This is a genomic window from Nostoc sp., from assembly GCF_036917465.1.
Lineage (GTDB): Bacteria > Cyanobacteriota > Cyanobacteriia > Cyanobacteriales > Nostocaceae > Nostoc.
This window is the reverse complement of the sequence record NZ_JBALDL010000091.1, coordinates 58,838-83,279: the sequence shown is the minus strand read 5'-3', so window position 1 is coordinate 83,279 and position 24,442 is coordinate 58,838. Positions and strand designations below refer to the sequence as shown.

At 42.6% G+C, this 24,442-nt stretch carries 12 protein-coding genes; 7 read left to right on the top strand and 5 right to left on the bottom strand.

Annotation, left to right across the window (positions count from 1 at the left end; genetic code table 11):
- Positions 1–77 precede the first annotated feature (77 nt).
- A complete protein-coding gene (locus tag V7K38_RS24100; RefSeq protein WP_334861394.1) occupies positions 78–413 on the bottom strand; it encodes a KGK domain-containing protein in 336 nt (111 codons plus the stop codon).
- A 274-nt stretch (positions 414–687) separates the two neighbouring features.
- Here V7K38_RS24100 and folE point away from each other — a divergent pair, with 274 nt between their 5' ends.
- Complete coding sequence (folE, locus tag V7K38_RS24095; protein ID WP_334861392.1) at positions 688–1,338, top strand: GTP cyclohydrolase I FolE; 651 nt, start codon at positions 688–690, stop codon at positions 1,336–1,338.
- A 285-nt stretch (positions 1,339–1,623) separates the two neighbouring features.
- Here folE and V7K38_RS24090 read toward each other — a convergent pair whose 3' ends face one another.
- The 3 genes from V7K38_RS24090 to V7K38_RS24080 all read right to left on the bottom strand — a co-directional run bounded on the left by V7K38_RS24090 (position 1,624) and on the right by V7K38_RS24080 (position 5,113).
- Entirely contained in the window at positions 1,624–1,752 is a 129-nt protein-coding gene (locus tag V7K38_RS24090) for a hypothetical protein (protein WP_334861390.1), read from the bottom strand.
- Positions 1,753–1,880: 128 nt separating this feature from the next.
- Complete coding sequence (locus V7K38_RS24085) at positions 1,881–4,796, bottom strand: glycerol-3-phosphate acyltransferase (RefSeq protein ID WP_334861388.1); 2,916 nt, start codon at positions 4,794–4,796, stop codon at positions 1,881–1,883.
- 176 nt (positions 4,797–4,972) lie between these two features.
- Positions 4,973–5,113, bottom strand: a complete 141-nt coding sequence (locus tag V7K38_RS24080) for a hypothetical protein (RefSeq protein WP_041565237.1) — start codon at positions 5,111–5,113, stop codon at positions 4,973–4,975.
- A 320-nt stretch (positions 5,114–5,433) separates the two neighbouring features.
- Here V7K38_RS24080 and gatA point away from each other — a divergent pair, with 320 nt between their 5' ends.
- On the top strand, positions 5,434–6,894 hold the full coding sequence (gene gatA / locus V7K38_RS24075) for an Asp-tRNA(Asn)/Glu-tRNA(Gln) amidotransferase subunit GatA (RefSeq protein ID WP_334861386.1): 1,461 nt from the start codon (positions 5,434–5,436) through the stop codon (positions 6,892–6,894).
- A gap of 121 nt (positions 6,895–7,015) precedes the next feature.
- Here the strand turns inward: gatA and V7K38_RS24070 are convergent, their stop codons facing one another.
- Complete coding sequence (locus tag V7K38_RS24070; protein ID WP_334861384.1) at positions 7,016–7,474, bottom strand: helix-turn-helix domain-containing protein; 459 nt, start codon at positions 7,472–7,474, stop codon at positions 7,016–7,018.
- 773 nt (positions 7,475–8,247) lie between these two features.
- Here V7K38_RS24070 and V7K38_RS24065 point away from each other — a divergent pair.
- The 5 genes from V7K38_RS24065 (at position 8,248) to V7K38_RS24045 (ending at position 24,270) form a co-directional block, all read left to right on the top strand.
- Entirely contained in the window at positions 8,248–13,503 is a 5,256-nt protein-coding gene (locus tag V7K38_RS24065) for a putative Ig domain-containing protein (RefSeq protein ID WP_334861382.1), read from the top strand.
- Positions 13,504–13,721: 218 nt separating this feature from the next.
- Positions 13,722–19,184, top strand: coding sequence for a phytase (locus V7K38_RS24060; protein WP_334861380.1), 5,463 nt, complete (start codon positions 13,722–13,724; stop codon positions 19,182–19,184).
- A gap of 251 nt (positions 19,185–19,435) precedes the next feature.
- On the top strand, positions 19,436–19,582 hold the full coding sequence (locus V7K38_RS24055) for a hypothetical protein (RefSeq protein WP_334861378.1): 147 nt from the start codon (positions 19,436–19,438) through the stop codon (positions 19,580–19,582).
- Positions 19,583–19,899: 317 nt separating this feature from the next.
- The gene (locus tag V7K38_RS24050; protein ID WP_334861376.1) at positions 19,900–20,688 is read left to right on the top strand and encodes a tryptophan-rich sensory protein; all 789 of its coding nucleotides are present in this window, start codon (positions 19,900–19,902) and stop codon (positions 20,686–20,688) included.
- Positions 20,689–21,171: 483 nt separating this feature from the next.
- Positions 21,172–24,270 (top strand): esterase-like activity of phytase family protein, encoded by a 3,099-nt coding sequence (locus V7K38_RS24045; protein ID WP_442940797.1) that lies wholly within the window; start codon positions 21,172–21,174, stop codon positions 24,268–24,270.
- Positions 24,271–24,442 lie beyond the last annotated feature (172 nt).

Genomic DNA, 24,442 nt, shown 5'->3' with positions numbered 1-24,442 from the left:
CTAGCTGCTTTAGCAAGGACAGCTTTCTCATGGATATATCGCTTCCTATCTGCTAGCAGGTAATGTACTTGTGACTATTAGACCTCTAGGTGCGATCGCAGATCATCCAGTGGAGATTTCGAGTTAGTAGGAATCACTGGTTTTGTTGATGTTGGCTTGTCAGGAATAAACTCAAAGCGAATTCGGATTTTACCTTTTTGCCAGCCGCCACCCTGAGCTAGTAAAAGCTTACAGTTTACGCCATTGGCAGCCCAGGCTGAAGCCTTATCTTCTTGTAAGGAAGTGTTCCTATATACCAAAGACTCCAGACATTCCATTAATTCTTCACCTGTCGATGTTGAAGCCTCCACAAAATTAGCATCCTGAGCCATAGAAACAACATCCTCATCAGACAGAAAAATTTGATTGCTCATTTAGATTTTCTTTTTCGTTAACACAACATGACAGATCAAGCGCCAACTCGATCCGCCTTCCCTAAGTTTTCCCATTGGCTACCAATTACTAAGAAATAAAAACGGCGATCGTGACTATTACATTAATTTCACTCCTGCTATCTAAGAAAGTGCGATCGCGGCTTATTATTAATAAGTGTAAAGTTATGTTACACTTGATTGCGAGTCAGGAATCGATCGCAACTGACATCTGACACCAAGCTAATTTATCAAACATTCCCACAGAACTTACAAAATGACTCTATCGATTCGTCCCGATCTAATTTCTGCCGATCAGGTACTGTCATCTTTAGCTACTGGCCAAAAGCAAACTGTCACAGAAGCCCAAATGATGGAGGCTGTGCGTACTTTGTTGATTGGCTTAGGAGAAGATCCAGATCGAGAAGGACTAAAAGATACTCCGAAAAGGGTGATGAAAGCTTTACAGTTTCTTACCAAAGGATATGATGAATCTTTGGATGAACTGCTAAATGGAGCAGTATTTACAGAAGAAGCCAATGAAATGGTATTAGTACGGGATATCGATATTTTCAGTTCCTGCGAACATCATATTTTGCCAATTATTGGTCGCGCTCATGTTGCTTACATTCCTAATGGCAAAGTAATCGGATTATCTAAGATTGCTCGTATTTGCGATATGTATGCACGACGTTTACAAGTTCAAGAACGTTTGACGGTGCAAATTGCTGATGCTTTACAAAGATTACTCAAACCCCAAGGCGTTGCAGTGGTAATAGAAGCGACTCACATGTGTATGGTAATGCGTGGTGTGCAGAAACCCGGTTCTTGGACTGTGACTAGTGCAATGCGCGGTGTTTTTGCAGAAAATGTGTGGACTCGTGAGGAATTTATGAATTTGATCCGGCACAATTCTAATTTTCGTTAAATAGCTTTATTTAAAGTAAATTTAGAGATTTGACTATCACTAGTTTTTGAACTGGGATTTTAACTAGCGTTTGCCCCTCAAAACTGTTTAGCTTTTGAGGAGCAAATTTTTGGCTTTTCAGGCTAAAATTTGATGATTTCTCAGCCTGCTGTAGTTTGAGTTCTACTCATTGACCTACTTACCGAATAGGAAGATAAACCATCAATAGATAGAGAGAAGATGGTGGTGTTAAGCGCAGTGATGTTACCCCAGTCCAGGCGAAGGCAATTTTTGAGGAAATTGACGCTATGCCCATGCGTCAGCAAGAAATAAATACAAGAGCGAGGCAGAAACTAAAACGGGAAGTCGCCAGTGATTACCGATGGTACGTTGACCTTGGTCGAATCCGGTGCGATCGCTGACAGCACACCGCATATACTATATTCAAAATAATGATGCTGATTTTTCCACTCGCAAACCAAAGTAGCGTAGCATCACTTTTTTATTGATTTCGGGATTGGGAGAAACAGACTCTTTTGGCAAGTCTTTCAGAGAATTGGTAATCATTCGGGTCTTAAATCGTTAGATAATTCTACAATACCCCTAGATCCATCAATTCTTACCCGTTGACCATCTTGCAAAAGCCATGTAGCGCCACGAACATCCATCACAGCAGGAATACCATATTCACGAGCCACGATCGCACCGTGAGAAAGCCGTCCACCGGCTTCGGCAATTAGCCCTCCAGCCCTTAATAGTAAAGGGGCCCAGCCGGAATCTGTATAAGGCACTACCAGAATTGTATCTCGGTCAATCTCCGGCACATCTTGTAAATTTCGCAACACCTTTACTCGTCCTTCAGCTTGCCCGTGACTGGCTCCAATACCTTGTAAGATATGGTCAGAGTACAGCGCAGAGGGAGCTAAGGGGTGAGGAGGTGTATTGCCGTAGACTAAAAGTGGTATTTGAATGAACTCGCTATCTTGGACGAATTGCGATCGCCTCGATTTTACTAACTTATCTAACTCCTCAATTAACTTAGAATCGTCACTGACAATTAAACGCTGCACTTCCTCAAATTTGAGAAAAAAGATATCTCCAGTTTTCTGGAGTAAGCCGGATTTTAACCATATCTTCTCTAAAGCGACAAAACTCCAACGCAATTCACCCAAAAGCCGTGAATAAACTTCGGTAACTCTCCCCTTGATATCCACCCGCCGTTGCACAAATCCCCGTTTGCGCTTACCAGCAAAGATGCTATTAATCGCGTCTTTAGCGCCTGATTGGGGTTCGTTCCCCTGCATTAACTGCACAAACATCTGCTTAATCATCTGAGGATTTTCCCGCCAAGTGGGAACGGAGATATCAGTCCCCACTTCACTTAAATAGCCATAATCCTGAAGCAATTCATCAAATGCTTGGAGGATTTTTTCACCCTCTGGGGTTTGCTTTAACTGCTCAAATACCTGCTGTGGTTCAAACTCAACTAATATCTGCTTGGCATCTGTAGCTATTGCACTGAGCGATCGCAATGCCGCTATCTCTGGAGTAACGCTATTATCAATTTGGCCATCCTTCACCCGAAAAATCGCCTGCCGCAGAGCAGCACTTAAGGGAGCTAAAATGCTGTAATATGTTCCATGGCGTAGCAAATCCAGAATAAACTCAATTCTGATTAGCAGCTTGGCTGGTTCCAAACTATCTGCATTTTCTTGTGCTAACTGCGATAACCCAGGAATAAACCGTTGGTGATAATCTCGCTTGAAGTCTTTTTCTAAATTTAATTCCCGCTTCAGCAACTTCCCTAGTCCTGGCAAATTCTCCCAGGTTGACTGTAAGGAAGGTTTACTTAATTTTGCTCCTCTGGTTAAAAATTCCAGACTTTCCGGCGGCAATCCCATGCGAAGAAAGATATTTCCTAAGAGGGATGCGTTAAAATAAGCTCTGGAATAATGCAGAGTTGCCGTTTCATTAAAATCTAACCCCAAAGCGCGTTCGCCCAAAACTATAGTAAAAAATTCTCCCCAAACTCCACAAGTTAAAGGACGATTAATTGACCATGTTAATGGGTGAATTACTCCAGGAATTACTTCGGCGGCGATTTTGCGCGTCCAAATTGGTAGTAGAGTGGTGATCGGTCGAGATTGTAACACCCAAAGCGTTTGCCCGTCGTAACTCCATTCGATATCTTGAGGAGTGCCATGATAACGTTTTTCGAGCCGATAAGCTAAGTATGCAACTTGCTTGATTAATGCTGGTGGAACTCGTCCAGTCCCCTCTAATTGCACAGAGGGAGATTTTTCTGTTTCAACGACAAAAGCGCGATATTGCTCTGGGGTGACTTTTCCTGAAACGATTTGTGTCGGGCTACCTGGAAGGGCTTCAATGATGATTGCATCACCTTGTTGAGTAATGGGATCGCGGCTGAAAGCAACGCCAGAATATACACTTTGGACTTGTTGTTGAATTAACACAGCCATTGCTGTATCATTTGAACCGCGATCGCGTCGATATTGCACAGCAGAAGGATGATTGTAAGAAGCTTGAACTTGAGCGATCGCTTGCTGTAATGCCTCTGGGCTAGTAACATTTAAAACTGTTTCATACTGCCCAGCCGCAGAAGCCTGTTCTGAGTCTTCGCCAATGGCGGAGGAACGCACCACCAAGGGAGATAATTCGGATGGCTGGAGAAATTCCGTCAACACTTCAGGATCGTCAACTGGAGCTAGTACCCACCCCTTTGGGACTGGATAACCCCAGCGCTTAATTTGGGATAATGTAGCCGCTTTTTCTCCGACAATGGCAGCATCCAACTCTTCATCTAAAGAAACCATAGCGCGTTGGCGTAGCCCGTCGTAGACATCGCCCCGGAAAAATTCCAACATCGCTTGCGATTCTGTTTGCGCCTGTTGAACTGGTAAATTCATATCATCAGGAATTTTTGTATAAATCCATGCCATTAAACCAGCTAAGGCGGCAGCAGCAAGCATTCTGGGGATATCGTTAATGTGCAAAATTGCTACAAACAACGGAAAGAGAAGTAAAACCCCAAATTGGACTATCTTTTTTGATTGCAGAATTGTAAAACTAATACCTGCCAAGAAACAGACAAATATTGCCACAAGTGGATCGTGTACGATAAATCCCCAAACAACATTTGTCGTACCTGCGCCTTTGCCTATCCAATATCTCCCAATTACCAAAGCGATGAGGGCTATCAATTCCCAAAACGATCCCTCTGGAAAGAAAATGCGGGTTAGGAAAACTGCCGCAATTCCTTTCAAAGCTTCTGATAAGACTGCCAGAATTCCGACAAACTTACCGCCGTGGTAAAAAGCAGCTGATACACTAATGTTACGTGTACCAATTTGTGATAATTGCTTACCCGTGAGCGCGTAAGTAATCCAGGCAATCAGGGGTAATCCGCCCAAGAGGGGGCAGATAATTAAAATAGCTAAGACACCCCAAGGTTCAAACATTCTGAATTTTGGATTTTAGATTTAAATTTTCCATCTAAAACCTCAAATCTAAAATCTAAAGTTTTGCTGAAATTTTTAATGGTAATTAGGGCGCTTTTATTTATTAGTTGCAGAATGGACACTTGGCTACCACGGAAACCGTTTAAGACAAGTGTCCTTCTAGACTACTAATGGTTTTAGTTTAGCGCATAAGCAGCTTGCAGCGCCCAGATAATCAGAGCAGCGATCGATCCCAGAAGCAGCACGGTAGAGATAGTGACTACTTTTGGTGAATCTGCACCCTCAAATTTCATAATTCCTCGGTTTAAATCGGACATAGCTTTGTAATCCTCTCTTTATTGGAGCATGAAACATTTGTCCGTTTTGATTGTAGTCCCTCTATTTACGGATGATGTTAAATTCCTAATATTATTTTGTTTAAGCCTCGCAATTTTTCCAACCCCACAAATACTTATTTCTTCAGAGGTAGCAGTCTTAATTTATAAATGGCAAGGAGGGAGTTAGGAGAGACGCGAAAAATCTTTGTCTGTACAAGAATTAGGATTATAAGAATTCTTTCCCCAATGCCCAATTCCCAATTCCCAATATCGAGCAATATGTACTAAAATCAATGACTTGAGTCATAAAGAGAGCAATCATGGCATCCATCCGCGAGTTGCACCAACAGCTAGTTAAAAAAGAACGTTCCGCCGTTGAAATTACCCAAGAAGCTTTAGAGCGCATTCAAGCCTTAGAGCCGAAATTGCACAGCTTCTTATGTGTGACAGCAGAAAAGGCATTAGAGCAGGCGGCGGCTGTGGATGCAAAAATTGCTGCCGGAGAAGAAATTGGGCTGCTAGCAGGCATTCCTGTTGGGATTAAGGACAATTTATGTACCAAGGGAATCCCTACCACTTGCGCCTCCCGAATTTTGGAAAATTTCGTGCCGCCTTATGAATCAACGGCGACGCAAAAACTAGCAGATGCTGGGGCGGTAATGGTAGGCAAAACCAATTTAGATGAGTTTGCAATGGGTAGTTCCACAGAAAACTCTGCCTATCAAGTGACGGCTAATCCGTGGGATTTGTCACGAGTTCCAGGTGGTTCTTCGGGGGGTTCTGCGGCGGCGGTGTCGTCTGAAGAATGTGTAGTTGCTCTTGGTTCTGATACTGGTGGTTCGATTCGCCAACCTGCATCTTTTTGCGGTGTTGTGGGGATGAAACCAACTTATGGTTTGGTTTCGCGTTATGGTTTGGTGGCTTACGCTTCGTCTTTGGATCAAATTGGGCCATTTGCAAACACGGTAGAAGATGCGGCAATATTATTAAGTGCGATCGCAGGTCACGATCCTAAAGACTCTACCAGCCTGAAAGTTGCCATTCCCAACTACGCCGGCAGCTTCAAACCAGACTTCAAACCCAGAGGTCAACTAAGAATTGGTATTATTAAAGAAACTTTTGGTGAAGGTTTAGATTCTGTAGTGGAACAAGCTGTTACCAAAGCACTAGATGTATTACAAAGTTTGGGAGCGGAGATTCATATAGTTTCTTGTCCACGCTTTCGTTATGGCTTACCCACCTACTACATCATCGCCCCATGCGAAGCATCAGCAAACCTGGCTCGTTACGATGGCGTTAAATATGGCTACCGCGCTCCTGATGCCGATAATCTGCTATCTATGTACACTCGGACACGTGCAACTGGTTTTGGTACAGAAGTTAAACGCCGAATTATGATCGGCACTTATGCACTTTCGGCTGGTTATTACGATGCTTATTACCTGAAAGCGCAAAAAGTTCGCACCCTAATTAAGCAAGACTTTGAAAAGGCTTTTGGCGTGGTTGATGTGTTAGTTTGTCCTACATCTCCCACAACAGCATTTAAAGCAGGGGAAAAAACTACTGACCCCTTGAGTATGTATTTAACTGACTTGATGACTATTCCTGTGAATCTTGCTGGTTTACCTAGTTTAAGTTTGCCATGCGGTTTTGACGATCGCGGTTTACCAATAGGGTTACAGCTAATTGGCAATGTGCTGCGAGAAGACCAATTGTTTCAGGTAGCTTACGCTTATGAGCAATCTACTACTTGGCATTTACGGAAACCGCAAATATCTTGAAAATGGGCATTGGGCATTGGGCATTGGGCATTGAGTAATAATTAATAGTTCTTCTCTCCCTGCTCCCTGCTCCCTGCTCCCTGCCTCCTGCCTTATCCTGATTATAAATATTCACACCGACTTACTTATTAGTGACTATTGACTGTTGACCAATGACTTGTGGAGTCGGGGATTCAGATGTCATTTGTGGCGGATTCAGTATATGTAAAAGACCAGCACATGCAGCTACTAATAAGAGAATGTAGGTGAGAACAAGAGGAATATATGTATTTGGTTTGTTATCTGAATTCTTGTAATCATTCTTGGAGTCTTGGCGGACTACATTGTTGATAAGATTATGTGATAAAGCATTTCCATCCAGCCCTAAAGCATCTCCATAGCGACGGATGAATCCTTGAAGAAAAATAGGCTCAGGCAATTCTTCAAATCGTTCTTCTTCTAAAGCATGCAAAACACCTGCTCGAATAAGGGTTTGAGCAGCTATTTCTTCTATGCGTATGGATTTTTCTTGTCTTACTTGTCGCAAGTGTGTGCTTATTTCCTTTAGCTGCTCTACTTGAGCTTGATTTAAGAGCGTCACAGTCTTATCCTGTATGGGCTAATTCTACTATTAGTGAGAAGACTTAAAATTGCATACGTATTTTCACTGAATAATTTATTTTAGTCCATTTTTTAATCTATAGCTAAAGTCTAGATTTTAATGCTATTCATACGTGTATTTATTGTTAAAATAAATACTTTATGTGTAATAGATTTTGCATAGAATTTAAAATGCTACAATTTATAATATAAGTATTTTCCGAACTGCTAATCTAGGCTGGGATCGTTAGAGCGATCGCTATAACCACACTCAAAATTCTTCATTCCTATAGCTGTGCGCAACTCTATGCTAAATATTTGTTTTTTTTAACCTCTCCCTAGCTGTTTCTTAACATTACTAAGATAGTTTTAGTTTAGTAAGTATGGATTAATACTATTAGTTTATGTAACCTTTTTTACTAGAATAATCCATTTTTTTATGGTGATATTGCGATCGCTCTAGCTGTGAAGTGCATCTTTGCAGTTCACTTATTGTAATGCTTAGTAAAAATACGATGGCGCGAAGCGATCGCTAATTGTTTAACTTTATAGCCACCATAATTTGCTGATTTATCACTAATTTAGATGGATATTAAATAATCGCACCTGTATAAAAATTATCAAAAAAATGCGGTTTTACTACGGTTGTAAATTATTCATGAATACTAGATTTTTAGGCAATTTTCAAACAATATAAAACTCTTTAGTAGTACTTCCACTACTAGGGGTTTCAAGTTAGATAAAACTCAAAATAAATTGAAGGAGACGTTATTAATGGCTTTGACACAAGGCGATATTGCTTTTATCTCTTTCAATGCCGATGAAGATGGCTGGTCTATTGTCACCTTTGTAGACATAGATCCGAATACCATAATTTACTTTACTGATAATGAAGCTACTAGCCTTACAGCCTTTAACACTGGTGAATCTTATTTTCAGTGGAACTCAGGAGCTAATAAAATTACTGCTGGCACTGTAATTCGCTTCAGTGCAATTGACAATGCTACTAATTTAGCAGCGTCAATCGGTGCATTTAATCGGGTTAGCGTTTCTGGTAGTAGTAATTATGGTCTGAGCGCGACTAATGAGACTATTTATGCTTATCTCGGTTCGAGTGCTGATAGTCCTAGTGTATTCTTGTCAGGTATATCAAATGATACTAATGCACAAGGAACTACTGATTTAACTACTGCGGGTTTAACTATTGGCACTAATTCAATTTTGCTCAATAGTAGTGCTGATTACGGTGTATATAATGGCGCACGCAGTGGAGAGTCGAGTTTTGCAAACTATAAACTTTCTGTTAACAACGTCAGCAATTGGACGGTGGATACCGTTAATGGTGACTATACTAATACAGTTCCTAATACTACAAACTTTGCGATCGCTAGTGGAAATCCCACAGTCAACTTATCCGTCAACACTAATTCAGCAACTGAAGCAGATACAACCAAAATTACAGTTACCGCTAATGCTTCTGGTATTGTTTCTGGTAATCAAACAGTTAACTTAGGTGTAACCGGAACTAACATCACCGTCGGAGATTACAACCTCAGCAACACTGTAATTACAATTCTCAACGGACAAACAACAGGTTCTGTCACTTTTACCATTGTCGATGATGCTCTGATTGAAGGAACAGAAACCGCTACTTTAACTATCAGCAACCCTAGCACTGGTATTACATTAGGCAATACTACTACTCAAAATATCACCATTACTGATAATGATGTAGTCGTAGGACAAGCGCCAACTATTCAACTAAATACAGCTAGTACCACAGACCTTTTAGATGCTAATGGTGCTTTATCGACTATTGGGACGGGGGCAATTAGCGGCGTAATTGGCAACGTTAATGACCCAGCAAAGACATTAGGTGTCAACTTTGCGATCGCTGATTCTGATACTCCTGTAGCAAATTTAACTGTAGCAGTCACAAGCAGTAATTCAGCAGTGGTTCCTAACGGCAACTTAACGCTAACTGGCACTGGCAGCAACCGTAATCTGAAAATTAATCCTGTAGGTGTTGGTACTGCCAATATTACAGTTACAGTCAGTGATGGTGGTAGTAGTGCCAATTATGCGATCGCATACTCAGCATCGGCCAATGATGGCACTGCCACAACTCAATTTTTAACGGGTACAAGCGATGCTTCTACAGCCATTCCTGTGGGTGGGACATTCTTCTTAGAAGCTGATGATGAAAATCAAGTTTTGCGTCTTTACGATTACAGCAAGTCGGGACTCCCTGTAACTGGCTTTGACTTTACAAGTTCTCTAGGACTGACTGACAGTTCTTCTGGCGTGTTACGAGAAGTGGATCTCGAAGCTTCAACCAAGATAGGTAATCGCATTTTCTGGTTAGGATCGCAAAGTAATAGCGATGATGGTAAGAATCGCCCTAATCGCGATCGCATTTTTGCCACCGATATTACTGGTACAGGAGCATCTACCACACTTAGCTATGTAGGGCGCTACAACTTTTTAAAAGAAGACATCATCAACTGGGATGTCAATAACCGTCACGGCAAGGGAGCCAATTACTACGGCTTGGCTGCTAGTGCTGCAACTAATGTCGGGTCAAAGCAATCAAATGGATACAATATCGAAGGCTTGGAAATTGCCCCCGATAACACCACAGCTTATATCGCTTTTCGCGCCCCCCAAATTCCCCTCTCTGGACGAGCTAATGCACTCATCGTTCAAGTTACTAACTTCACCAACCTGATATCAGCTAGCGGTGGTACACAAGGTTCAGCACAATTTGGCGCTCCCATCGAATTAAATTTAGGCGGGCGGGGTATTCGGGAAATTCGCAAGAATGCTAATAACCAGTACGTAATTATTGCTGGCCCAGCCGGAGATGCAGGAGCAGCCCCCAACGATTTCCGCCTTTACACTTGGGATGGTAATCCCAATAGCCAACCGCAATTACGCGCGGCAACATTCCCTGCTAACTTCAATCCCGAAGGAATTATCACCATCCCTGATAATTTAACAAATACTTCTCAAATTCAATTTGCCAGTGATGATGGCAACAGCATTCTCTACAACGATGGGACATCTGCTAAAGATTTATCAGAGAACAATTTCAAAAAGTTCCGCACCGATAGCATTACACTTGGCGCTGTAGTTCTCACTCCTCGGATTCATGACATCCAGGGTGCATCTCACATCTCTCCGTTAAATGGACAACAAGTAGGTGATGTAGGGGGAATTGTTACAGTCATTAAATCTAATGGCTTCTATTTGCAAGATCCTAACCCAGACAGCAGCGATCGCACTTCCGAAGCTATTTTTGTCTTTACCTCATCAGCGCCAACCGTATCCGTTGGAGATTCCGTATTAGTCAATGGAACAGTCACAGAGTTTCGTCCAGCTAACAATGCCAATAACCTGACGACTACAGAAATTACTAGCCCCACAATTGTTAAACTCTCCAGTGGCAATGCTTTGCCAACTGCGACAATTTTGGGTAATGGCGGCAGAACTATTCCAACGTCGGTAATTGATAACGACACTACGGGTAATATCGAAACTGGAACAACTACCTTTGATCCAGCCCAAGATGGCATTGATTTCTACGAAAGCTTAGAAGGAATGCTAGTACAGGTAAATAATCCTGTAGCAGTTAGCCCGACAAATTCCTTTGGGGAAATTTGGGTATTAGCAGACAATGGCGCTAATGCCACCGGACGTACAGCCCGTGGTGGTATCGTTGTTAGCTCTAACGATTTTAATCCAGAGCGTATCCAAATTGATGATACGTTGTTTACCTCTGGTAGCTCACCCAAGGTTAACGTTGGTGCAACTCTTGGCACAATTACGGGTGTGGTTGATTATAACTTCAGCAACTATGAAGTTCTGCCTACCTCGCTGACAGTGACTTCCAACACCCTAACCAAAGAAGTCACTAATTTAGCTCCCACCACCGACCAACTGACAATTGCGACATTCAACGTCGAAAACCTTGACCCTAGCGATGGCGCAACCAAGTTTAATAATCTTGCCAGCCGCATTGTCAATAATCTGAAATCCCCAGATATCATTTCTCTAGAAGAAATTCAGGACAATAACGGGGCAACCAATGATAGCGTAGTTGATGCTAGCACCACCTTCCAAACATTAATTGATGCAATTATTGCTGCTGGTGGCCCGACATATCAATATCGCCAAATTAACCCAGTGGATGATACCAACGGCGGTGAACCTGGGGGAAATATCCGCGTCGGCTTCTTATTTAATCCCGATCGCGTCAGCTTTGTAGATCGCCCTGGTGGTACTTCCACCTCCAGCACCACAGTTACAGACCTTGGAGGTGTTTCTGCTAGTCCAGGTTTGATTGACCCCACCAACTCAGCTTTTAATACTAGTCGTAAGCCGTTAGTTGGTGAATTTAATTTCAAGGGTGAAACTGTTTATGTAATTGGCAACCACTTTAATTCCAAAGGTGGCGACCAACCATTATTTGGCCCGAATCAACCGCCAACCCTCAGTAGTGAAGTACAGCGTCAGCAACAAGCTACCTTGGTGAAAAACTTTGTCCAAAGTATTTTAGCGATCGCTCCCAATGCAAATATAGTAGTCGCGGGTGATTTGAATGACTTTGAATTTTCCAACCCTGTTAGCACCCTAGAAAGCGCTGGACTGACTTCCTTAATTGAAACTCTGCCTCCAAATGAGCGTTACACCTACAACTTTGAAGGCAATGCCCAAACCCTTGACCAAATTTTAGTCAGTAGCAACTTGCTTGGCAAGCTGGATGGGTATGATGTAGTTCACATCAACTCAGAGTTTTCCGATCAGGATAGCGATCACGATCCTAGCCTAGCTCGGTTTAATCTACCTGCAAACCAAGCACCTACAGCCGTAGCTGATATAGTTAATGTTGCCGAAGACACAACCACATCTAATCTCTATCTCAGCTTACTCAGTAACGACACCGACCCCAATCAGGGAGATAGTAAAAACATCATTGCTGTTGATACTACAGGTACAAAAGGGCAAGTTTCTTTTAACAAAAATACGCAAAACCTGAGTTACACAGCCTCTAACTTTGACTATTTATCCCTTGGGCAAACAGCCAGCGATAGTTTTAGTTATGCGATCGCAGATAGTAAAGGTTTAGAATCTACTGCGATCGTTAACGTCACCGTTACAGGTGTTAACGATGCCCCCACCGTCGTGCAACCGATTGATGACCAAATCATCTCTACCAACAAGTCGTTTTCTTTCAATGTCAGTAATAAATTTGCTGATATCGATCAAGCTGACACCCTCAGCTACAGTGCTACGGGTTTACCCACAGGCTCTAGTATTATTGCCAATACAGGTGTGATATCCGGCACTGTCTCCCAAGTTGGCATTTTTGCCGTTACAGTTACCGCGAATGATGGCAAAGGTGGCAATGTTAGCGATATCTTTGACCTGACCGTTGCCAATAATAAAGCGACAACTGGCGATGATATTATCTTTGTCAGCGAACTTACAGGTTTAAACCAATACATAGTCAATGCCCTAGCTGGGAGCGATCGCGTCATCGGCACTAATACCAGTGAGTTAATCAACGGTGGAACAGGCAATGATTACCTTGACGGTAAAGACGGTATCGACATCCTCCTTGGGGACGATGGCAACGACACAATCTTTGGTGGACTTGGGAGTGACATCATTTCTGGCGGGAATGGTAGCGATCGGCTAACTGGTTGGGGAGGCGGCACAAATGAAATCGACCTCCTCAACGGCGATCAAGGTGCAGATACTTACGTCTTAGGTGATGCAACTTCAGTTTTCTATGCCAATTCCGGCAAAAGTGATTATGCCGATATAGTCAACTTCCAAACAAGCGATCGCATTCAAATTAAGGGAATTGCGACCAATTACTCATTAGGGTCAGCATCAGCCGTGTCTGCCGATAAATCTGCTGTGGGCATCTTCACCAACAATGGTGCGGAATTGATCGCTGTTGTAGAAAACGGATTAAATCGCAACACCAATTTAGCAACAGATACTCGTTTCGTCTTTATTTAACACATAGTTTTCTCACCCAGAGGCACAGAGAAAGAGCTTGACAAAAAAATCTCTCTCAAACTCTCATTTCTCTGCGCCCTCTGCGCCTCTGCGGTAGCCTGCGGCAAGCCGTTCGCGTAGCGTCTCGTAGAGAAAGCGTCTCGTAGAGAAGCGTCTACGTTATTCCTAACTCCTCCATAAATCCAATTTCCAAAACACTCTCATATCTTGAACAACTTATGGTTACAACAAACACAATTCGCTTTTCTCAGTTCAATGCTTCCTTAAATCGCAACACAGAAGGAGAGTTAGTAACCGATCTCTCCACCCCCGATAATTCTCAAGCGAAAGCAGTTGCAGAAATTATCCAGCGCAATAACCCAGACGTACTGCTAATTAATGAGTTTGATTACTCCCCAGAAGCAGTTCAACTAATCAAACAAAATTACCTTGCAGTTAGCCAGAATGGTGCAAGTCCCGTTGACTATCCTTACTTTTACATCGCCCCTTCCAACACAGGTATTGCCTCTGGTTTTGACTTAAACAACAACGGCACAGCAGTTACAACCCCAGGCGCAGCCGGATATGGTGATGATGCCTTGGGATTCGGTAATTTTCCTGGTCAATATGGGCTGTTGTTGCTATCCAAATATCCCATTGACACTGCCAACGTCCGCACTTTCCAAAACTTCCTCTGGAAGGATATGCCCAATGCTTTGCTTCCCGACGATTCGACAACATCAAAACCAAATGATTGGTATTCTGAAGATGAATTGGCAGTTTTACGCCTTTCCTCCAAAAGTCACTGGGATGTACCCATCCAAGTAAACGGCGAGACAATTCACGCCCTCGTCAGTCACCCTACACCACCAACCTTTGATGGAGAAGAAGACCGCAACGGTAAACGCAACCATGATGAAATCCGCTTTTGGGCAGATTACATAACCCCTGGTAAAGGGGATTACATCTATGATGATGCAGGTAAAACGGGCGGGATTATTGCTGGTTCAGACTTTGTGATTATGGGCGATCAAAACGCTGACCCCGTAGATGGTGATAGTTATGACAACGCTATCCGGCAACTGTTGCAAAATCCTAATATCAATACTAATGTTATCCCTACCAGTCTTGGCAGCCCCCAGCAAGCAGACTTACAAGGTGGTGCAAACGCTAACCAAAAAGGTAATCCTAGCTTTGATACCGCAGACTTTGCCGATACGACTCCGGGAAACCTGCGAACAGATTACGTGCTACCCTTTGCTGACCTCAAAATTGTCAATTCAGGAGTATTTTGGCCACTGAATACTGACTCGACATTCTCCCCAGTCGGCACTTATCCCTTCCCCAGTTCTGACCATCGTTTGGTATTCGCAGATGTGCAAACAAGGCCAACTGAAGCGGGTGAAACTATTCCTGATGTCAAATTTGTGGAACAGACTACCTTCGCTACTGGTTTTATTCCTAGTGGCGTTGCGGGAACTGTAAATGGTGTACAAACTCCATTGGGTGGATTGTCTGGCGTTAGCTACGACGCAGTTAACAACAGTTATTACGCCATTTCAGACGATCGCTCTCAAGTTGCTCCAGCCCGTTTTTATACCTTCACTGCTACCGATTCCGGGGTTACTTTTACTAATGTCACCACCCTAAAGGATACCAACGGTAACTTTTTTGCACTAAACAGCCTCGATACAGAAGGTATTGCTTTAACCAATAAGGGGACGGTCTTTATCTCTTCGGAAGGTGAAGTTAATCTTGGTGCAGGTCGTGTTAGCAATCCCTTTATTAAGGAATTTTCTCTTACAACAGGGGAAGAAATGCGTAGGCCTAGCCCGCCGCAGGCATCGCTGCTTATCCCCAGCAAATTCCTACCAGTAGTTGCAGATACCAATTACGATGGGATTGTAAATACAGGAGATACACAGACATCAGGTGTATATAATAACCTGGCATTTGAAAGCCTCACCATCACACCCGACCAGAAAACCTTATTTACTGCCACCGAAAACGCCCTATCCCAAGATGGCTTAAAAGCTTCGCTCACCAGTGGTAGCCCTTCCCGGATTCTGCAATACAATCTAGTCACTGGACAACCAGAAAAAGAATACCTCTACATCACCGATGCGATTCCCGAAGCACCCAACCCCAGTACAGGTTCTGCTGACAATGGTTTGGCAGATTTATTGGCAATAGATAATCGTGGTACTTTCCTGGCGTTAGAACGTTCCTTTGCCCAAGGTGTAGGCAACACCATCAAAATCTACGAAGTTTCTTTGCAAGGTGCAACAGACATTAGCTTCTATGATTCTCTGAATAATTTGAGTGCTGAACAACTAGCAGCGATTAAACCTGCCCAAAAGCGTTTACTGTTGAATTTAAACGATCTGAATCTGCCCACTGATCCAAATCATCCGATTACAGGTGTGGATAATATAGAAGGTCTTGCTTTCGGCCCCAAACTAGCAGATGGTCGTCAGTCGATTGTGCTGGTGAGTGACAACAACTTTAGTACCAGCCAATATACCCAAATTCTTACCTTGGATGCAGACTTAGTTCCCACTGCTGCACCTACAGTAGAAACCCGTCCTGATTTAGTTGATGATCCGGCACTCCCCACGTCTCAACGTGGCGATGCTGATGATCCTGCCATCTATGTTAATGCCACGAATGCTGCTGATAGTCTAGTTTTAACTTCAGTCAAAAATGCCGGATTGCGGGTTTATGATTTGTCTGGTAATTTGTTGCAAACAGTTAATCCTGGTGGTATTCGTTACAACAATATTGATTTGCAATACGGTTTCAAATTAGGCAATCAATCTATTGATATTGCCGTAGCTAGCGATCGCGGTAATGATAAACTAGCAATCTTCAAAATTAATCCAAGCCCTGGCACTGACGGCAATTACCTGGAAGATATCACCGACAGCAATATTGGCACTATCTTCCAAACTTCGCCTTTTGAACCTCCTTATTCCGCATCAACTCGCAGTTCTTACGGACTTACCTTATACCGAAGCCCTGTAACTGACGATTACTATGTCTTCACCAGTCGCCGCCAAACTGGAGATATAGCTCAATTCAAACTAATTGACAAAGGTAACGGCAAAATTGGAGCGGAACTGGTGCGGGAATTCACCATCCCCTCACCCGCAGCAGCAGACCGTTCTCCCCAAACAGAGGGTATGGTAGTTGACCAAGAAACCGGCTTTCTCTACATCGCCCAAGAAGATGTAGGCATTTGGAAATTCAATGCAGAACCGAATGGTAGCACAACAGGTAAGCTGATCGATCGCGTTCGTTTTGAAGGCGGTTCTCACCTCACCGATGATGCAGAGGGGTTGACCATATACTACGGCAAAAACGGCACAGGTTACTTGCTAGCATCCAGCCAAGGTGATAGCACCTTTGTTGCCTACACCCGTGAAGGTAACAACGAATACGTGGATAACTTTGCCATTGGTAACAATGGGTCAATTGACAGCGTACAAGAGTCAGACGGCGCAGATGTCATTAACGTGTCACTGGGTTCTAACTTCCCATTTGGTTTATTTGTTACTCAAGATGGTTCCAATGAACCTGCTAAAACAATCGATGGTGAAAACGTCAGTTCTAACTTCAAACTCGTACCTTGGGAGAATATAGCCAACGCCTTCCCCACTTCTTTAAATATTGACACCACTAGTTACGATCCACGAAATCCCGTTGCTCAACCCAAGCTGACAATCTATGAATTTGAAAATCTACCCAAATTAGGTACAACCTCAGAAAATCAAGATATTTTCTTAGGTGGTTTTTCTGGGTTGTATTTCCAAGGGTTTGCCGCAAATGGCAACCTGAAATTTGTTACCAACACAGATAGAGGCCCAAATGGAGAACCTGATGGTGTCAAAAGACCATTTTTATTACCCGACTTTCAGCCAGAAATAGTTAGCTTTGAACTCAACCGCACCACAGGCGAAATCAGCATTACTAAGAGAACTGGACTATTGGGCGAAGATGGGACAACTCCATTAACGGGATTGCCTAATTTGCAAGCTGGGGCAAATGGTACTGCTTATACTGATGAAATTGCCGTTGACTTAGACAAGAATATCCTAGCTAACGATCCTTTGGGTGCTGATTTAGAAGGGATTGTAATTGCCGAAAATGGAGACTACTGGATGGTAGATGAATATCGTCCGGCAATTTACCACTTTGATGTTAATGGTAAACTGCTTGATCGCTTTATCCCTCAAGGAACTGCCACTGCACCTAACCCAGACGAACCCGCCGGAACTTTTGGCACTGAGGTATTACCAGCAGTTTATGCCCAACGCCGCAATAACCGGGGATTTGAAGCTGTAGCTTTAGAAGGTAATAAATTATATGCCTTTATCCAAAGTCCAATTGATAATCCCGATGTTGCCAATGATGCAACTTCCAAAGCTTCTCTCAACCTGCGAATTCTGGAGTTTGATATTGTCAACAAGCAAGTAACAGGAGAGTATTTATATCGTTTAGAAGGTTTACCGGCAACCGATAAGCTTGGCGATGCAGTCTCCTTGGGTAACGGCAAATTTGCAGTAGTTGAGCGAGATGATAACGGTACATCTGCTAGTAATAAACTAATTTACCAAATTGATTTAGCTGGGGCGACCAACATTAACAACCCTGCTAACTTCACCTTGCCAACTGGTAAGACCATTGAACAATTAACCACTGCTGAGTTAGCTGCTGCCAATATTACTCCCGTCACTAAGAGCCTAATCGCTAATGCTGCTCAGTTAGGTTACACCGGGGTAGAAAAATTAGAAGGTTTGGCACTGGTAGCACCGAACACTCTAGCTTTAATTAACGATAACGACTTCAACGTTACAGGTAATACGCCTACTGAGAAACTCGGCATTCTAGAACTACCCAATAACCTAACAGTTGTAGAGCCTACTTTCCCCAACGATTTTGGTTCTAGCAACAGCGAAACTGTCAATCTTGAGCCAGGACAATTTTTTAGTGCAGGTGACGGAGCAGACTTTATCGAAGGTAGTGAAGGTAACACAATTGAGGCTGGTAACGGTGATGACACTGTGCTTGTAGGGAGTGAATCTTCAGCATCAGGGAATGACGGTAACGATCAAATATTTATTGGTCAAAATGGCCCGGCTCAAAATACCAGTGCTGATGGTGGCAATGGTGATGATGTTATTACCGTAGTGGAAGCCAGTGGTAGTAATAATTTATTTGGGGGGGAAGGTGATGATACTCTCACAGTAATTGAAGGTTCACGTCAATCATTATTCGGTGGCTCAGGTAACGATACCCTTCGTAGTAGCGGTAGCAATAACCGCCTCTACGGTGGTTCTGGAGATGATAAACTCTTCTCTAACGTTAATGATTCCCTATTTGGTGGCGATGGTGATGATGTGCTATTTGCTGGTCAGCAGGGCAGTAATCGCCTCAGTGGTGGTACTGGTGCAGACCAATTCTGGATTGCTAACGCCAGTCTGCCAGCTAGCAAGAACATTATTACTGACTTTACCATCGGAATTGATAAAATTGGGCTAGGCGGTATTGGCGTAACTCAGTTTAGCGCTTTAACACTATTGCAACAAGGCAATGACACTCTAGTTAAAACCGGAAATACAGAGTTGGTTTCATTACTAGGAATTACCTCAACTAGCCTGACTGCAAATGACTTTGTTTTCTCCCCTAGCATTGTGGCTTAATTATGTTCTAGGACTTATACCAATTTTCTATGAAGCTGCATATAATTCGATCCCCCCTAGCCCCCCATAAGGGGGAAACCGGAAAAACATCTATTAAAGTCCCCCTTTTTAAGGGGGATTTAGGGGGATCAAGATATGTGCAATTTCACATTAAATTGGTATTACGCCAAACTACACGTAATAGGGGCAATTCATGAATTACCCCTACCGAGAAAAAAAGTAGGACTTACGCACTGTCCAATTTGGCTATTATGTGCATAACGATTGGTTCAGAATACAAGTCCGTTGGTTCAGAATACAAGTCCGTTGATTCAGAACACAAGTCCGTTGGTTCAGAATACAAGTTCGTTGGTTCAGAATACAAGTTTGTTGGTTCAGAATACAAGTTTGTTGGTTAAGAATACAAGTTTGTTGGTTCAGAACACAAATCTGTTGGTTCAGAACACAAGTTTGTTGAGCCTGAAATAACCTATTCTCGTATATTCACACCATGATTAATTTGTACTTTTAGATCCCCCCTAACCCCCCTTAAAAAAGGGGGAACCGGAGTCAAAGTCCCCCTTTGTAAGGGGGATTTAGGGGGATCTAAAACCTTTGATACAGACAAGAGGACTTTTCAAACATCCTCTTAGCTTGAACCCAAGCGTATTGACTTATATCCATCCCTCTTCTTCAGATGTAAGCTAAAAGCACAGAAGAAATGAGTTAACATCCTATGCAGCAGTCCACAAAAAGCAATTACCGGGATTTTTGGCGACAGCTTGCTACTTTGGTTGCAATCTTTGGAGCTTTCATTATCAACGTAGTATCAAACATTTTCCCGCTCAATGGACTAAACATAGGGGAAATTTCTAATACTTTGTTTAAAAATGTCCTGATTATCCCTGCCAATTACGCCTTTGCCATTTGGGGACTGATTTATCTTGGTTTGTTTGCTTTTGGGGTATACCAAGCTCTACCTAACCAAGGACATGAGCCTGATTTACGTAAGACAGGTTATCTGTTAGCGATTGCCTGTGTTGCTCAAAGTGTCTGGGTGTATCTGTTCTTGTCTAGGCTTTTTGCTCTTTCTGTAATTGCAATGCTCTTGATTCTATTGCCCCTGATTGGTATTTATGTGCAGTTAGAAATTGGCAAAAAGCGTGTAACCCGGCTGATGAAATGGTGTATTCACTTTCCAATCGGCATTTATCTAGGCTGGATTAGCGTGGCAACCATTGTTAACATAGCGTGTACCTTGTATTTTCAGGGATGGAACGGTTGGGGGATTTCTCCTGCGATCTGGACTCTGATCATGTTATCGATCGCAACAGCAATTGCAGCAATTATTCTTATTCAGCGTCGAGACATAGCTTATACAGGAGTAATCCTTTGGGCATTGGTAGCGATCGCACTCAAGCACTGGAATAACCCTATACTCAGAAATGCGGCGTTGATTTTAGCAATTGTCCTAGTTTTAACCGCTACAATTAACAGCTTACGCACCCAACAAGAACATATTTAAGCCCATCTCATATTTCCTTGCTTGGATGGTGATGGTTCACCCACAGAAGCAATTACTAAAATAGAAACCACGATATAGCGGTAATCTTCAGAAAGTGTCACCAAAGGCAAAGTAATAAATAAAATAGCAGATTTTATCGTAAATAAAAGGGTTTAAATCCCTGTCTTAAATTGTCTAAAATGCTTGATTTTTGAATTATTGATTGTTTTTATAAACTTTCATAAATATTACAAATATTACTTTTTTCCTCAGAAGAATTTTAATCGTTTCTTCGGTTTAGCTTATTCTTATCTTAATCTTTTAATGAAAATATCTTTAGTGCTGGCTGAAGTTTTGTAATTCTGACTTTTCCCCGTAATTCTGATTTCTAGCATGAGAACATAAATTATTTTTCCCGCAAGTAAGTAATGGGATAAGAGAACTTGAATAGCTTGTGATGCAGTTAAATACCCAATATCCAATACCCAAAAAACATTCTAAATTATGGCAATTGAGTTAGTCGGCTTTGCTTCTTTACCTGCTGATACCTATGATGATGGGTCAGTTTCTGGTAAGGAAATTTCAGCTAATGGCAGAACTGGGCCTTTCCCAGGACAGCCAATACAGGGATTTAGTGGTGTCCAGTTTGGTGACAATAACTCTTTGTATTTCTTGTCAGATAACGGTTACGGGAGCAAAGATAATAGTGAAGACTTTCTATTGCGTATCCATCGACTAGACCCAAATTTTAAGGGAACAGAAAATGGAGATGGCACTGTTAAAGTTTTAGACTACATTCAACTATCCGATCCCAATAACAAGATTCCTTTCCAAATAGTTAATGAAGGAACTAGCGATAGATTTCTCACTGGTGCAGACTTGGATGTAGAGTCATTCGTTTTTGATAAAGACGGGACAATCTGGGTTGGAGACGAGTTTGGCCCTTACCTACTGCATTTTGATGCCACAGGTAACTTATTAGAAGCTCCCATCGCTACACCTGACCGATTCAAAACTTTAGATGGAGAAGCACCTAAAGTCATTGGTCACAGAGGTGCAAGTGGCTATCGTCCAGAACACACCTTAGAGTCTTATAAACAAGCTATTGAGCGAGGCGCTGACTTTATTGAGCCTGACTTAGTAGTTACAAAAGATGGTGTGCTAATTGCTCGCCATGAGCCTGCTTTAGCAGTTTTGAATGCTGATGGTACTGTCAATTTCAGTAACACAACTACAGATGTTTACAAACATCCCGAGTTTGCCGATCGCAAGAAAACAGTAAGCTTAGATGGAAACACAATTACAGGTTGGTTTGCAGAAGACTTCACCTTAGCTGAAATCAAGACTTTACGCGCCGAAGAACGTCTACCTTTCCGAGATCATTCCTTTGACGATCAATTTGAGATTCCTACCCTCACAGAAATCATCGATTTAGTTAAGCAAGTAGAAGCCGATACAGGTAAAAAAATTGGCATCTACCCTGAAACTAAGCATCCAACCTATTCAGTCAGTGAAGCCACTTATGTAGGCACCACCGAAAAAATAAACAGAAATACCAGTCAGTTATTAATTGATACGCTCAAAGCAAATAACTTCACTGACCCAAGTCGTATTTTCATCCAATCCTTTGAAGTGAGCAACCTCAAAGAACTGCATGATACCATCATGCCTGCGGCAGGGGTTGATATTCCACTAATCCAACTTCTAGATGCCAGTGACATTGACATCAACGGCAAGATTATCGAAAGTCAGCCTTATGATTTGAAAGTCAGTGGTGACAGTCGCACCTACGGCGATTTGCGGACTTCCGAAGGCTTGGCTGAAGTTGCCACTTATGCTGATGGCATTGGCCCTTGGAAGCGGATGATTGTTAGCGTCAAAGGTACTGATGCCAATGGCGATGGCAAAGCTGATGATGTGAATGGGGATGGAGCCGTCAATGATGCTGATAAGACAACATTACCTCCTTCAACCTTAATTCAAGATGCTCACAACGCTGGTTTACAGGTTCACCCCTATACCTTCCGTGCGGAAGATCAGTATTTAGCAGCAGATTACAAAGGCAAGCTAGAGCTTGAGATCCAGCAGTTCTATCAATTAGGTGTAGACGCACTCTTCTCAGATTTCCCAGATATTGCGGATAAAGTACGCGATCAACTTAGAGACGATCCTCAGTATAATGTGGTGCGATCGCCACAAAATCCTGATGTCCTCTCAGGAGATGCTTTTGCTAACTTGGGTAGCTCAAAAGGTTTTGAAGGCGGAGCAATCAACGCCAGCAAAACCAAACTTTACATGCTGCTAGAGGGTACAGTTCAAGGCGATGCAGCTGGTGCTTTGCGGATTAATGAATTTGACCTTACTAGCCACGATTACACCGATAGAAAACTTTACTACAAGCTGGACAATCCTTCAAATTCGATCGGCGATCTAGCAGTTATTAATGATAATGAATATCTGGTGATTGAGCGGGATAATGGTCAAGGAGCTTCCGCTAAATTCAAGAAGATTTTCAAAATAGACCTGTCGAAAACTGATGCTAATGGCTATGTAGTCAAAGAACAGGTTGCAGACTTATTAAATATCCAAGACCCTAACGACCTCAATGGGGATGGCAAAACCACTTTTGACTTCCCATTCCAAACCATTGAAAACGTTTTAGTTGTTGATAAAAACACCATTTTGGTAGCTAATGACAACAATTATCCCTTCTCAACCGGTCGTCCTGGGAATGATCCTCAAAATCCACTTATCGACAACAACGAAATCATTCTCCTGAAGTTGGACAAGTCCCTCAACCTTGCTCCTGGTTTAGGTCAACCCCAAGCTGAAGAAATTAAGTTTGGCTCCACTACCAGCGATGACATTATAGTTCAACCAAATCAAACCTTATTCACTGGTGATGGAGCAGACTTTGTAGAAGGTAGTACAGGTAACACAATTCAAACTGGCAACGGTGATGATACGGTGCTTGTGGGTAGTGACTCATCAGTATCCACAGGAGACGGTAACGATCAAATCTTAATTGGCGTAAATGGCCCTGCTAACAACACTACTGCTGATGGTGGTGCTGGTAATGACGAAGTTACTGTGGTTGAAGCCAGTGGTAGCAATAATTTGTTCGGAGGCGCAGGTGCTGATACTCTGACAGTAGTTGAAGGTTCGCGTCAATTATCCTTCGGTGGTTCAGGTAACGATACCCTCAAGAGTAATGGCAGCAATAACCGTCTCTATGGTGGTTCTGGAGATGACAAACTCTTCTCTAGTGTCAATGATTCCCTATTTGGTGGCGATGGTGATGATGTGCTATTTGCTGGTCAAGAGGGTGGTAATCGCCTGAGTGGTGGTGCTGGTGCTGACCAATTCTGGATTGCCAATGCTAGCCTGCCGACTAGCAAGAATATTGTTACCGACTTCACGGTTGGCATTGATAAAATCGGGCTTGGTGGTATTGGCGTGACTAAATTTAGTGCTTTAACACTATTGCAACAAGGTAGTGATACTTTGGTGAAAACTGGAAATACTGAGTTGGTTTCATTATTGGGAATTACATCAACTAGTCTTACAGCAAATGATTTTGTTTTCTCTGCTAGTCTGGTTTAGCCCAAAGTTCAAAATTAGTTAACTAACTAATGCGGGGGAGTGATACTCCCTCGTTTTTAGTAACAGAAATAGCAAGAAAAAAGAGAATTTTTTAGAAGTGATATTACCTACTTAAGTAAAAACAGCACTAATTTTTATACATAAATAGGTAGGTAGAATTCAAAATTCAAAA